At 67.9% G+C, this 12904-nt stretch carries 10 protein-coding genes; 7 read left to right on the top strand and 3 right to left on the bottom strand.

From position 1 onward, the window contains the following. Positions 1 to 54: 54 nt before the first annotated feature. From QTI68_RS07495 to QTI68_RS07485, 3 genes are read left to right on the top strand one after another with little or no spacing between them, the layout of a single operon-like run. Positions 55 to 1263 carry a CaiB/BaiF CoA transferase family protein gene (locus QTI68_RS07495; protein ID WP_286520681.1) on the top strand — a complete coding sequence of 403 codons (1209 nt, stop codon included), beginning with the start codon at positions 55 to 57 and terminating at the stop codon, positions 1261 to 1263. Then, positions 1260 to 2546 carry a DUF1254 domain-containing protein gene (locus QTI68_RS07490; protein ID WP_286520680.1) on the top strand — a complete coding sequence of 429 codons (1287 nt, stop codon included), beginning with the start codon at positions 1260 to 1262 and terminating at the stop codon, positions 2544 to 2546. Before QTI68_RS07495 ends, QTI68_RS07490 begins: the two co-directional genes overlap by 4 nt. Before the next feature lie 37 nt (positions 2547 to 2583). Beyond that, entirely contained in the window at positions 2584 to 3561 is a 978-nt protein-coding gene (locus QTI68_RS07485) for a Bug family tripartite tricarboxylate transporter substrate binding protein (RefSeq protein ID WP_286520679.1), read from the top strand. Between the two features lie 39 nt (positions 3562 to 3600). Here the strand turns inward: QTI68_RS07485 and QTI68_RS07480 are convergent, their stop codons facing one another. Next, entirely contained in the window at positions 3601 to 4704 is a 1104-nt protein-coding gene (locus QTI68_RS07480) for an AraC family transcriptional regulator (RefSeq protein WP_286520678.1), read from the bottom strand. A 124-nt stretch (positions 4705 to 4828) separates the two neighbouring features. Beyond that, the gene (locus QTI68_RS07475) at positions 4829 to 6607 is read right to left on the bottom strand and encodes a tannase/feruloyl esterase family alpha/beta hydrolase (RefSeq protein WP_503011631.1); all 1779 of its coding nucleotides are present in this window, start codon (positions 6605 to 6607) and stop codon (positions 4829 to 4831) included. Positions 6608 to 6915: 308 nt separating this feature from the next. Between QTI68_RS07475 and QTI68_RS07470 the strand changes: the two genes are divergently transcribed. Both QTI68_RS07470 and QTI68_RS07465 read left to right on the top strand, forming a co-directional pair. Beyond that, a complete protein-coding gene (locus tag QTI68_RS07470) occupies positions 6916 to 8160 on the top strand; it encodes a branched-chain amino acid ABC transporter substrate-binding protein (protein WP_286520676.1) in 1245 nt (414 codons plus the stop codon). A gap of 35 nt (positions 8161 to 8195) precedes the next feature. Beyond that, positions 8196 to 8972 (top strand): SDR family oxidoreductase, encoded by a 777-nt coding sequence (locus tag QTI68_RS07465; RefSeq protein ID WP_286520675.1) that lies wholly within the window; start codon positions 8196 to 8198, stop codon positions 8970 to 8972. On the opposite strand, the gene QTI68_RS07460 is transcribed toward QTI68_RS07465, so the two are convergent. Beyond that, positions 8969 to 10954 carry a helix-turn-helix domain-containing protein gene (locus tag QTI68_RS07460; RefSeq protein WP_286520674.1) on the bottom strand — a complete coding sequence of 662 codons (1986 nt, stop codon included), beginning with the start codon at positions 10952 to 10954 and terminating at the stop codon, positions 8969 to 8971. The genes QTI68_RS07465 and QTI68_RS07460 overlap by 4 nt on opposite strands. Positions 10955 to 11163: 209 nt before the next feature. Between QTI68_RS07460 and QTI68_RS07455 the strand changes: the two genes are divergently transcribed. After that, positions 11164 to 11955, top strand: a complete 792-nt coding sequence (locus QTI68_RS07455) for an SDR family oxidoreductase (RefSeq protein WP_286520673.1) — start codon at positions 11164 to 11166, stop codon at positions 11953 to 11955. A gap of 3 nt (positions 11956 to 11958) precedes the next feature. After that, the gene (locus tag QTI68_RS07450) at positions 11959 to 12900 is read left to right on the top strand and encodes a branched-chain amino acid ABC transporter permease (protein WP_286520672.1); all 942 of its coding nucleotides are present in this window, start codon (positions 11959 to 11961) and stop codon (positions 12898 to 12900) included. Positions 12901 to 12904: the final 4 nt, after the last annotated feature.

Raw genomic sequence — 12904 nt, 5'->3', positions numbered from 1 at the left:
CCCTCACGATTATCGAATTTTCAAGAATCGCGGAAGGCGATAACGTCGCGGCCAATGAACACCAGATCCAAAGAGACCTCTGAACCCGCCGCCCCGCTGAAGAATGTGCGGGTGATCGACATGGGGCAGTACATCGCCGGGCCCGGCGCCGCCATGGTGCTGGCCGAACTGGGCGCGCAGGTGATCAAGATCGAGCCGCTGGCCGGTGACCAGGCCAGGCACATCGGCCGCTATGGCGAGTCGATGATCCGCGCCTACAGCCGCGGCAAGCAATCCATTGCGCTCAACCTGAAGAGCGATGCCGGCCGGGACATCGCGTGGCGCCTGATCGGCGAAAGCGACGTCGTCATCCAGAACCTGCGCCCGGGTGCGGTGGACGCGCTGGGCCTGGGACCGGTGGCGGTGCGCGAGCGGTTCCCCAGGGTCATCTACCTGTCGATCTCCGGGTTCGGGGACCTGGGGCCCTCGAGCGAGCGGCCCGGCTACGACATCGCCGCACAGGCGGAGAGCGGCCTGATGTCCGTCACGGGCGAGCCGGACCGACTGCCACAGAAGGTGGGCGTTCCGATCATCGACGCCGCTGCTGCGCATCTCGGTGCGCAGGCTGTGCTCGCGGCACTCTACGGCCGCGAGCGGACGGGTGCCGGCGAGACGCTGAAGACATCGCTGCTCGAGGTGGCCATGCATCTGCAGGCAACCACATGGTGCGACTATCTCGGAGGTGCGCCCGAGCCCACGCGCATCGGCGATGGCCAGCCGAACAATGCGCCGGCTGCGGAGGTCGTGCCGACGCGGGACGGGCACATCGTCCTGTCCGCCTATGCCGACGAGCACTGGACACGCTTTTGCGGAGCGATGGGGCGCGAGTCGCTCGCGACGGACCCTCGATTCCGGACGAACGCCCTTCGGGTGCAGCATCGCGCCGAGCTCCGCATGGTGCTGCGCGAATGCCTCTCGTCCTTGACCAGCGAGGAGTGCGTGGCGCTGCTGAGCCGCCACCAGATCGTGGTCGGGTCCGTCCGCAGCTACCAGCAGGTGCTGCAGAGCAAGGACGTCCAGGCCAGTGGAATCCTGGTCGATGCACATGGCCCGACGGGTCAGGGCTACCCGGCCCTGGCGCTGCCTTACCGGCTGGGCGATTCACCGCGCGCCGTGCCGTCGGCCGCGCCGGCCTGCGGCGCCGACACGGATCGGCTCCTGGGCGGACTCGGATTCACGGGCCGCGACATCGACGAATTTCGCAGCGCCGGGGTGGTGGCATGACGCCGCAGGCGCAGGCCATGACCTCGGAGGTCGCCTCCATCGCGCACGGCTGCGACGATGCCGTCGTCCAGTCGCTGCCGCTGTTCGAAATGATGCGGATGCGCGCGGCGACGACAGCGCGTCGCCATGCCGCCTTCGGCTTCGCGGCGCCGAACCCGGGCTCCACCGTGCGATGGGTCAACCAGTTCACTCATACGCACCGTCGGCTCGGGCCTGAGGACAGGGAGGTCGTGAGCCCCAACAACGACACGGTCTACAGCAATGCCTGGCTGGACCTCTCCGAGGGACCGGTCATCATCGAGACGCCCGACATGGGCGACCGCTACTGGACCCTGGGGTTGCTGGACGCATGGACGAATCCGTTCGCCTACGTGGGCCGCAGGACCACCGGCGGCAGGCCCCAGCGCACGATGGTGCACGGGCCCGGCTGGCGCGGGGCCGTCCCGGCGGACGTGACGCTGACGATTGCCGCCCCCGGCGATGACGTGTGGCTCATAGGACGCCATCTCGTGGAGGGCGACGGCGAGGATGCTGCTCGTGTTCGAGAGTCGCAATCCTTGATGCGGCTCGTTCGCCCGGATGGCAGCGACGCGGCCATGGCGGTGGACACATGGATCGACGGGCGGGATACCCGCATCCCCTCCGCGGACCTGTATCTGTCGGTCCTGGACGCTGCGCTCCGCCGCAATCCACCCCTTCCGGGAGAACACCTGGCGTGGCCTCCTGCGGCAGTCGACCTCGCAGCGTCCCTGCCGGCGGTGTACGACCGGCTGCGAACAGGCAACCACCCTCGCGATCTGGGCGGTGGGTGGGCGATCCCGGTCGTGGTGAGAACCCACTGGGGCGACGACTACCTGGCGCGCGCCCGCATCGCTCGCAACTTCATCGGCGCCCTGGGCATCGAGGAGGCGATGTATCCCACCGCGGAAGTGGACGCGCAGGGCGCGCCGCTGGACGGATCGCGGCGATATGAATTGCGGTTCGCACCGGGCAAGGGACCGAAGGTGGGCGCCTTCTGGTCACTCACGATGTACCGCCGCAGCGACTGCCTCTTCGTCGCCAATCCCATCCACCGGTATTCGATCGGCGATCGCACGCCGGGCTTGCGCCACGACGCCGACGGCAGCCTTGCGATTCGCCTGCAGGCCGAGGATCCGGGCCCAGGCGTCAATTGGCTGCCGGCGCCGAAGGATGGACCGTTCTACATCGTGCTGCGCCTCTATCAACCGCATGCCGACCACCTGGAACTGCGATTCGACTATCCGCCGGTCCGGCCGGTCTGACACTGTCGAGAAATAAAATCAACGGAGACAAGCAGGAATGACAATGAACCGCAGACAGCTTCTTGCAGCGGCGGCTGCCGGCCTCACACTGCCCTGGAGCGCATCCGGCCATGCGCAGGGATGGCCCGCACGGCCGATCCGCATGGTCTCTCCTTACGGCGCCGGGGGGTCGAACGACATCCTGACGCGCGTGCTTGGCGACTTCCTTTCACGAGGTCTTGGCCAGGGCATCGTGGTCGAGAACAAGTCCGGTGCCGGGACACGCATCGCCAACGAGTATGTGGCCAAGGCGCCGCCGGATGGCTACACGCTGCTCCATGCGGCAGCACCGATCGCGATCGGAGAAGCCCTCTACAAGGACTTGCCGTACGACGTGCACAAGAGCTTCACTTCCATCGCGAGCACGGCAATCGCGCCTCTGTTCCTGGTGGTCAATGCCGAGGCGCCGTACAAATCGCTGGCCGAGTTCATCAAGTACGCGAAGGCCGACCCCAAGGGCGTGACCTTCGGCTCGCCCGGCGCTGGCTCCGCGCCGCACCTGACGGCCGAACTTCTGTTGCGCAGTGCCGGTGCCAATGGCATCGTGGTGCAGTACCGCGGCGATGCGCCGGCCTACACCGAGCTTCTTGCGGGACGGATCGACGCCACCTTGACGGCCATCTCGACCGCGGTTCCCCACATCCAGGCCGGCAAGCTGCGGGTGCTGGGTGTCGCGACGGAAGAGCGCACGCCGCTCTACCCGCAGGCGCCGACCCTCCGGGAGCAAGGACTGCCGTCCGTGGTGGGCTATGGCTGGTACGGCATGCTCGCGCCGGCCGGAACGCCGGCGAGCATCGTCGAGCGACTGAATGCCGGGATCAATGCGGCGGTGGGCGACGTCGAGGTTCGCCGCAAGGCCGAGGCCGCGGGACTTCAGTTGCGCGGCGGCACCGCGGCCGAATTCAGTGCGTTCATTGCCAGCGAGACGCGCAAGTGGGCGCAGATCATCAAGTCCGCGAACATCACGGTCGAGTGATGCATCGCGCGGCGGTGCCCGACGCCTGCCGCACGCGCCTCACGGTGCGGCGAGCGAGACCGAGGCGTTCTCGCCACGCAGGGTCCATGGATGCGGATGCGCGCGGCGCTCCTGATGCTGCCTTCGGAACTGCGCCGGTGTCATCCCGGTCCAGCGCAGGAAGGCGCGCCTGAAGTTGGCCGAGTCCGAGAAGCCCGTGATCAGGGCGATCTGCTCGACACTGGCATCCGGCCGCTGCAGGTGCTGGGTCGCCACGCTGTGGCGGACCTGGTCGGCAATGTTCGAGAAGGAGGTGCCCTCGCGAGCGAGGCGTCGCCGCAGCGTGCGCTCGTTCATCTTGAACGTCGAGGCCATCGCCTTCATCCCGGCCCCCGGATCAGGCAGCAGGCGCAGGGCCTGGTAGACCTTTCCCGCGAAGCCGGGAGATTCCTCGACCTCCGCCAGCAGGCCCTCGCAGGCCGACTGGAGCACGGCGGCGGTGAAGGCGTTGGCCAGCCGCGGACGCATTGACAGCAGCTCGCCGCCGAAGTGAAGCTCGTTGCGATGCCAGCCGAATATGCAGGGGCACTGCAGCTGCTCGGCGTACATCGCCCGATGTGCCGGCGCGGGATACGCGAAGCGCGCCAAGGTGGGCCGGACTTCGGGCCCCAGCAGGTCGTGCAGCTGGGTGACGAGCTGGGCGAACTGCTGCTCGAGCACGAAGATGCGCAGGCCGTCGGGCAGCTCGCGGTCGCCGCCGTCGCCAAGCACCCAGAGTGCATCACCCCCGTCGGTGCGGGCCTCCAGGGCGAGGGCGTTGGCCACCAGCCCCTGGTAGGTCTCGGCCCGGCGAAAGTAGTCGTCCACCGATTCACAGGACAGCAGCATCAGGCCGTAGGTGCCATGGTCGGGCAGGTGCAGGCCGCGACCCAGTTCGAACGACAGGCCCGGGACGGCCCGGAGCTCCAGTGCGTTGCGCCAGACCGCGAGGTGCTGCAGGACCGAGGTGCGGCAAGCGACGTCGTCCAGCGCCGCAGCGTCCAGCCCGGTGCCGGCCAGTACCGCGCCTGCCGGCACGTCCTTTCGCTGGAGCAGCCGGACCAGGGCGGTGATTTGGTAAGGAGGGTAGTGCCGCCCCCAGGGGGGCGTTATCCGTTGTGACATGCGTCGGACTCGCCAGGGCCATCGATCCTGGCTGCAGTCTCCGGCGCGGCGTGCGCCGCGCCTATGTCGTCATGTCACATAGATCGGGGCGCGACGATGTGAGCACACCGAGGGCCCCGCCAGATCAGAACGTTGCGCAAGTGAAGGATTCGGCGGCGTTCACGTCGCCCGTGCCCTTGTATTTGGGCCACGCGGGGTAGTCGCACAGCGGCCGCTTGCGGCCCGGCACCCCTGCCGTGTCGGTGGTCACCTGCGCCTTGGGCGCGGTGCCGTTCTCTGCCCATTGCTCCAGCGCCGTCAGCGAGTCCCAGGTCGCGTTGAACACGGTGCTGACCGCATGGCCGTAGCCCGCGACTTCGTAGTAGCGCGCGAAGCCGTCGACGTAGTTCGGTCCCAACTGCGCCTGCAGGCGCTGGTAGAACTGCTCGGTGGCGCGGGTGCTCACCAGCACGTCCGACAGGCCGTGCGCGAGCAGCAGCTTCCCGCCCCGTGCCGCGAACGCCGACAGGTCGCTGCTGACGTCGAGCATCGTGCTCAATTCGCTGAGGCGGGCGCCCCAAGGTCCCGGGTTCTCGGGATCGAGGGACAGGGAGTCGAACTGGAGGTCGCGCGTGACGCCGTACTTGATCGTCTGGTCGAGTTGCTTGGTGATGTAGGGCGCGCCGGCCGGCACGGGCATCGCCGGCTGCTCGGTGCCGAAGTTCAGGAAGGTCACGGTCGGCTGCAGCGGCGAGGGGTTGCTGGTGATGCCCAGGTCGGCACCCCAGACGTTGTAGCCCGGGTACCCGGTGGAGCCGCTGGCGAGGAAGAAGTTGAAACTGGTCGCGGTGTTGATGGTCTTGAGCGCGGCGATCTGCGCGTCCGAAAGGCAGGTGTCGCCTGTATCGGCACCGTTGGCACAACGCAGCGGCGCGCCGTTCACCGTGGCCACCGAGGGATCGAAGGTGCTGTTGCACCGCAGCTGGTTGCTGACCAGGCCGTCGGCGACGCCGTCCAGCGTGTCGCAGGCCTCCAGCACCGCCTGGCGCAAGAGCGCCCGCTTGGGCGTGTTCGGGTAGGCGCCCGGCTGGGCCAGGGCGCGGCTCATGCGGTGGCCGCCGAGCATTGCCGAGAGCTGGTTCCATGCCGGGTACCAGGCAATGATGCCGTCCCAGTCTTGCGGCCAGCGCTGCGCCACGGACACGGCCTCGCGGCCGCCGGTCGAGCCGCCGGCGAAGTACGACTTCACTGGCGCGCCGGCCGCATAGCGGGCCTGGATGAGATAGACGGCGGCATCGCGCGTCTTCTTGAGCGCGTGGCCGCCGAAGTTGCGGAAGGCCTCGTCGTTGAGCTGGAACTGCCCGTCCAGCGAACCGGCGGCGTTGGCCTGGTGGCCGGAGTCGCTGGCGAAGGTGGCGTAGCCGCGGCCGAGGGGCGCAGGCTGGTCGGCCGGACCCGCGGGCACGTTGCCTGCCACGTTGGGGAGCGTGCCGTCGAAGCCGCCGCCGCCGAACATGACCACCTTCTTGTTCCAGGCGGTGGGCAGCGCCAGGCGGAAGTTGATGCTGGGCGCGTTGGGGTCCACCGGCGCGATGCTGCCGAGCACATTGCAGTACTCCGGCAGCGCCGTGGCGCCGGTGCCGGTTGCCGCGGTGACGGTCGCCGCGGTCACCTTGCCGCCGGTGGTGGGCAGCCCGATGGCCGAGGCGGGAATCGCCATGCCGACCAGGTCAGCACATGCCTTGGGCGTGGGCACGGCGGGCGGCGAGGCCGGAGGGGAGGCGGGCGTGGCCGCTACGGGGGTCGAGGTGGGCGCGGCCAGCAAGCCCGTACCGCCGCTGCCTCCGCCGCCGCAGGCCGAAAGCGTCACGGCGCTCAGGCAGCCGAGCAGGAACAGATGTCGTTGTTTCACTGGAGTCTCCATGTTTCTTTGGATGGGGCGCCGTGGTCGGTGACCACACCCAGCGCCTTGGCGGCCGATGTTGATGCGCGGCGTGGCGGCCCGAAAGGTCGTGCGCGGAACGCCAGGAGTCATTTGCGGACAGCGCGGGAAAGCCCCAGGTCGGGTTTTCGAGGGGCGTGCACGCACCATCGGGGCGGCGTCTCGCGCTCCCCATCGACCGGCGAGTCGATGACATCGAGGGGGCTGCAAATGTGTGCGTGCGACACATAGGGCGTACCGCGCGGTTTGCGGAGACTTCCCTCGCATTACCACTGAAGGAGACAAAACCCATGACGGTCGTTCGCCAACTTGTCCGTGCCGCGCTGCCGGCTTCCCTGTTGCTCGCCGCGGTGGCCCAAGCCGCGCCGGTGAAGATCGGGATGGTCGAGACGCTTTCCGGTCCGCAGGCCTCTTCGGGCCAGGCCTACCGCGCAGGCGTGCGCTATGCCATCGACAAGTTCAACGCCTCTGGCGGCTGGAACGGCGAGCCGGTGCAACTGATCGAGTACGACAACCAGGGCGGCCCGGCCGGCGCGTCCGAGAAGCTGAAGGCGGCGGTCGCCGACGGCGTGCAGATCATCGTGCAGGGTTCGTCGTCCGCGATCGGTGGCCAGATCACCGAGGACGTGCGCAAGTACAACCTGCGCAACCCCGGCAAGGAGGTGGTCTACATCAACGTCGGTGCCGAGGCGCTCGAACTCACCGGCGACAAGTGCAATTTCTATCACTTCCGCTTCGCGGGCAACGCCCAGATCCGTGCCAAGGCCCTGGTGCAGGCGATGAAGGAAGCCAAGGCGCTGGGCACCAAGGTCTATTCCATCAACCAGAACTATTCCTGGGGCCAGGACATGGAGCAGGCCATCGTCGACAACGCGGGCGCCGGAGGCTACCAGTTGGTGGAGAAGACGCTGCACGATGTCAACAAGATCCAGGACTTCGCGCCCTACGTGTCCAAGATCAGCGCCTCCGGCGCCGAGACCGTGATCACCGGCAACTGGTCGAACGACTTGCTGCTGATGATGAAGGCAGCCAAGGCCTCCGGCCTCAAGGCGCGCTTCGGCACGGTCTACCTCGACCAGCCCGGCAACGTCAGCAACGCGGGAGATCTGGCGATCGGCAACTTCGTGGTCCATGCCTTCAATGCGGAAGCCGCCGGCGCGGCTGGCGAGCGCTTCGTGGCCGACTACACCGCGAAGATCGGTCACGCGCCGGTGTTCGTCGAGCCGCAGACGGTGTTCGGCCTCGACATGGTGACCGATGCGCTCAAGCGCACCAAGCCCGTCGGCGGTGCGCTCGACGTCAACGCCTTCGCCAAGGCGCTGGAAGCCGGCAAGTTCATGACGCCCATGGGCGAAATGAGCATGCGCGCGGCCGACCACCAGGTGCAGATGCCGCTGGTGGTGTCGGTGGTGTCCAAGGACGCGAAGTACAAGGCCGACGGAACCGACATGGGATTCAAGCCGGTGAAGGTGTTCAGCGCCGAAGCGATCTCGGTGCCTGCACAGGCAAGCTGCAAGATGCAGCGTCCGGGCTGAGTCAGGTACCCTTGGCACCCAACGGAGAACCATCCATGTCCTCATCTCTCGAAGGCCAGCTCGCCTGGATCACCGGTGGTGGCAGCGGCATCGGCCTTGCCGGTGCCATCGAACTGGCACGTGCGGGCTGCCGTGTCGTGATATCGGGTCGCGACCCAGCCAAGCTGGAGGCCGCCCTGGCCACGGCGCGGCGCGACGGCGTCGATGCCGATGCCGTCAGCGCGATGCCGATGGACGTCGCCGACAGGGAATCGGTCCGGCGCGTGGCCCAGGCTGTCCACGCGGCGCACGGCCCGGTGAGCATCCTGGTCAACAGTGCCGGCATCAACTTTCCCAAGCGCTACTGGGGCGACACGGACGGCGAGACCTTTGACAAGGTGATGGCCGTCAATCTCCATGGCGCGACCTATTGCACGCTGGCGGTCATCCACGGCATGCGCTCGCTCGGGCGTGGCACGGTGATCAACGTCGCCTCGTTCGTCGGCTGGCACCTGACGCACCTGACGGGCCCGGCCTATACCGCGAGCAAGGCCGGCATGATCGCGCTCAGCCATTCGTTCAACATCGAAGAGGGCGTCAATGGCTTGCGCGCCACGGCCCTGTGCCCGGGCGAAGTGGCTACGCCGATCCTCAAGTCGCGCCCCGTGGCGCCGAGCGACGAGGACATGGCGCGCATGCTGCAGGAAGAGGACCTGGGGCGCACCATCCGCTTCATCGCCGAATTGCCGCCGCATGTCTGCGTGAACGAGTTGGTGATCTCACCGGTGTTCAACCGGCTCTACCTCGGGGGGAAGGAGTTCGGGCGGCGCTAGGGCATGTCGGCTGCGGGCGGGGCTTCAGGCTGGCGCATCAGGCTCCACAGGCGCAGCGCCATGTGGATCTCCAGCGCCCGCGCGGCGTTGCCCCAATGTCCCAGCATGTCCTCGATGGTGGCGAGCCGTTGACGCACCGTGTTCACGTGGATGCCCAGGCGCTGCGCAGTGGTCTTGGCGTTCTGGTTGCCGTCGAAGTAGTGCAGCAGCGTCGACGCCAGCTGGGCGTTCTTCTTGCGGTCGTGCGAGATCAGGGGGCCGATGGTTGCTTCGAGAAAATGGGACAGGCTCGCCTGGTCGTGCGTCTCGAACAGCGCCGAGTAGAGCGCCAACTCGTTCTGGCCGATCACCTGGCCCTGGATGCCCAGCCGTCCCAGCACGCCCAGGGCGCGCCTGAGCGTGGCATAGAGCTGGGGGAGCTCGGCCGGCGACGCTGCCGGCCGGGAGAGCACACCGCGATGCATCGCGCCCGCATTGCGGCGCGCCCAGGCCGAAAATTCCTGTCGCAGGTCAAGGGCCCGCGGTGCGCCGCAGACGATGACCAGCATGCCGTCGATCTCGTCGATCAGCGTCCGCTCCATCGACGCCATGGAGCGGAAATACCGCGCCGCGTAGCCGGCACCGGGGCCCTCCATCTCGACGAGCAGGAGGGTCAGCGGCTGTGACAGATCGAGACCCAGGCGTTCGGCGCGGTTGACCAGCACGGCCCATTCGTCCTGTCGCGGCGACACCAGCGTGCGCAGCAGCGCCGAGACATTGCGGCTCTTGGCGGCTTCCATCCGTTCCTGCGACAGCAGCACGATGCCGATCACGCTGGAGCTGCGCTCGAAGGTACGCACCGCCACCTCTTCGAGTGCGCCTCGATGGAAGAGCGCGATCGAACCCAGCATGTCGTCGCCGCCGATGACCGGCATCACGCGGCAGCATTCACCGTCCACCTCGAAGGCCTGGACGGAACGGCCCGCCTGGCGGCTCAACCGCAAGGCGTGCGCCAGCTCTGCGCTGCGCCCGCCGTGCGGCTCGTAGCCTTGTGCACCGAGGCCTGCATAACTTGTCGCGGCACCCTGGCTGATCACCTGCGCCGCCTCGTCCAGCACCACCAGGCTGCCACCGAGCAGTTGCGCCACCGATTGACACAGCGTGGACAGCGATGCGCCGCGGGCCAGCAGCGAGGTCATCTGCTCGTGTGCGTCCGCGGCGGCCTGGATGCCGCGCAGGTGCCGCTCCAGTTCGGCGCGGGTCGCATCGGCCTTGTCCAGCGCTGCGCGCACCGCCTCGAAGTCGCGTGCGTTTTTCAGCGCGACCGCACCGTGGGTGGCCAGCGTGCAGAGGATCGACAGGCTCTGCGTGGTGTGGACGCGATGGTAGCGGTCGGCCACGAACAGCAGGCCGATGACCCCGCCCTCCCAGATCAGCGGCACGCCGACGAGGGCGGCGATGCCGTCCTCCCGGAATATCTCGTCCAGACCGGCATCATGCGTGAAGCGCGTGTCGTGCAGGTAGTCCGCCGTGGTGAAGGGCAAGTGCGTGGACATGACCACGCCTGCGACGCCGCGATCGCGCAGCGTCACCATGTCGGACACCCGCGGCGAGATGGCGCCCTGCGCCACCAGCACGCGGAATTCGTCGCGCGCGGGATCGTGCACCGACAGCCACGCCAGGTCCGAGCCGAGCAGCTTTCGCGCGCGCGCCACGATGGCGCCGAGGAGGCTGGTGAGGTCGAGCCGGCTCGAGAGTTCCTGCGCCGACTCGATCACGGCCGACATGCCACTTTCGCGTTGCTGGAGCAGTTCGAGGCGGTTGCGCACGGCCATCGCCATGCGCACCGCCTCGACCAGGTTGGACTTGCCAGGCCGGCTGGCGGGCAATGCATCGACCTCGGCCATGCATTGCGCGAATTCGTCGCTGGGCGTCCCCTGGTGCAGCAGGCGAACGAGCTGCAAGGCGATCTGCTCGCCGGTCTCCTCTTCATTGGTTCTCATCGTGCTGTCTCGAGTTCTCGTGCCGACGGGGACATGCGGTCCCCGTGACGAGGCTAACAGACGCAGTCGCCGCTTGCACGAGGGACGATGACATCGAAGCCGGGGAAAAAGTGTGCGCCCGACACATAGGGCGAGGCGTGCGCCACGTAGAGACTCAGTCAGACGACGCGGCGCCATGGGTGGCGGCGCGCAAGTGTGGAGGACCCCCAATGCCGCTGTACGAATCCCTTCGACCCCTGCCGGAACTGCGCGTGCTGGTGACCGCCGGTGCCAGCGGCATCGGCGCCTGCATCGCGCGTGCCTTTCACGAGGCCGGGTCGCGGGTGCACGTGTGCGACATCGATCGCGCGGCATTGGATCGGCTGGTGACCGAGACGCCCGGAATCACGGGCAGCATGGCCGACGTGTCGGTAGCCGCCGATGTCGACCTGGTGTTCGACGACGTGCGCGGCTGCCTGGGTGGCCTGGACGTGCTGATCAACAACGCGGGCATCGCCGGGCCGACCGGACCCATCGAGAGCTTCGACGCAAGCGGCTGGGAGCGCACCGTGTCGGTCAACCTCAACAGCCAGTTCTATTTCGCCCGCCGCGCCGTGCCGCTGCTGAAGGAATCGACTGCCGATCCCGTGTTGATCGCGATGAGTTCGGTGGCGGGTCGCCTGGGCTATGCCTTCCGCACGCCGTACGCATCCACCAAGTGGGCCATCGTGGGCCTGACCAAGTCGCTTGCCATGGAGCTCGGTCCGCAGGGCATTCGCGTCAACGCGATCCTCCCCGGGGTCGTGGAGGGCGAACGCATGGACGGCGTCATCGCTTCGCGCGCGGCTGCGCTGGGCCAGGGCGTCGAGCAGATGCGCGAGGAGTACCTGCGCAAGATCTCGCTGCGGCGCATGGTCAGCGCGAGCGACGTGGCCGCGATGGCGCTCTTCCTGTGCTCGCCGGCGGCGCGCAATCTCAGCGGCCAGGCCATCAGCGTCGACGGCAACCTCGAGTATCTCTGAGCCATGGACTGGATCATCTTCTCGCTCCTCAACGGCGTGATCCACGGATTGCTGCTGTTCATGGTCTCGGCCGGGCTCACGCTGATCTTCGGGATGATGGGCGTGCTCAACTTCGCCCACGCCTCGTTCTACATGCTGGGCGCCTACTTCGCCTACACGATGCAGGGCATCGTCGGCTTCGCGCCGGCGGTCGTGCTGGCCACGCTGCTGGCGGGTGCGGTGGGCGCGATGGTGGAGCGCTGGTTCCTGCGCCGCGTGCATCGCTACGGCCACGCGCACGAACTGCTGCTGACCTTCGGTCTTTCATTCATCATCGCCGAGACCATCAAGCTGTTTTTCGGCAACTATCCGGTGGACTATCGCATTCCGCCCGCACTCGACACCGCGGCCTTCGTGATCGGCAGCCAGCAGTACCCGATATACCGCTTGTTGATGGGGGGCGTGGCGCTGGCGATGTTCGCCGCGATCTACTTGCTGCTGACCCGCACGCGGGTGGGCATCGTCGTGCGCTCGGCAATCTACAAGCCGCGCATGGTCGAGGCGCTGGGCCACAACGTGCAGCTGGTCTTCATGGGCGTGTTCGGCGTCGGCGCCGCGCTGGCGGGCCTGGCGGGTGCCATCGCGGGCGCGTTCTACACCACCAATCCGAACATGGCGCTCGAAGTGGGGGTCATGGTGTTCGTGGTGGTGGTGGTGGGTGGGCTCGGCTCTCTGGGCGGCGCGATGCTCGCCTCGCTGCTCATCGGTGTGCTGACCTCATTGGCAGTCGGCGTCGACCGCAGCCTGGCCGACGCGCTGGCCCTGGTGGGTGCGGGCGAGTGGGCCCGCAGCGCGGGTGGCCTGCTCACGCTCAAGCTGTCGAGTCTCGCGGCCTCGCTGCCTTTTGCCCTGATGCTGCTCGTGCTGCTGCTGCGCCCCTCCGGCCTGATGGGCGAGAAGGCCTGATGAC

This window comes from Variovorax sp. J31P207 (assembly GCF_030316965.1).
Classification (GTDB): domain Bacteria; phylum Pseudomonadota; class Gammaproteobacteria; order Burkholderiales; family Burkholderiaceae_C; genus Variovorax; species Variovorax ginsengisoli_B.
This window is presented reverse-complemented; position numbering and strand designations above follow the sequence as displayed.

What these genes read in the sequence shown, in the direction of transcription:
- QTI68_RS07465 (WP_286520675.1), top strand. Translation starts at nt 8,196, where the DNA reads ATGTCCTCATCTCTCGAAGGCCAGCTCGCCTGGATCACCGGTGGTGGC.
- QTI68_RS07470 (WP_286520676.1), top strand. Translation starts at nt 6,916, where the DNA reads ATGACGGTCGTTCGCCAACTTGTCCGTGCCGCGCTGCCGGCTTCCCTG.
- QTI68_RS07485 (WP_286520679.1), top strand. Translation starts at nt 2,584, where the DNA reads ATGACAATGAACCGCAGACAGCTTCTTGCAGCGGCGGCTGCCGGCCTC.
- QTI68_RS07490 (WP_286520680.1), top strand. Translation starts at nt 1,260, where the DNA reads ATGACGCCGCAGGCGCAGGCCATGACCTCGGAGGTCGCCTCCATCGCG.
- QTI68_RS07475 (WP_503011631.1), bottom strand. Translation starts at nt 6,607, where the DNA reads ATGGAGACTCCAGTGAAACAACGACATCTGTTCCTGCTCGGCTGCCTG.
- QTI68_RS07460 (WP_286520674.1), bottom strand. Translation starts at nt 10,954, where the DNA reads ATGAGAACCAATGAAGAGGAGACCGGCGAGCAGATCGCCTTGCAGCTC.
- QTI68_RS07450 (WP_286520672.1), top strand. Translation starts at nt 11,959, where the DNA reads ATGGACTGGATCATCTTCTCGCTCCTCAACGGCGTGATCCACGGATTG.
- QTI68_RS07455 (WP_286520673.1), top strand. Translation starts at nt 11,164, where the DNA reads ATGCCGCTGTACGAATCCCTTCGACCCCTGCCGGAACTGCGCGTGCTG.
- QTI68_RS07495 (WP_286520681.1), top strand. Translation starts at nt 55, where the DNA reads ATGAACACCAGATCCAAAGAGACCTCTGAACCCGCCGCCCCGCTGAAG.
- QTI68_RS07480 (WP_286520678.1), bottom strand. Translation starts at nt 4,704, where the DNA reads ATGTCACAACGGATAACGCCCCCCTGGGGGCGGCACTACCCTCCTTAC.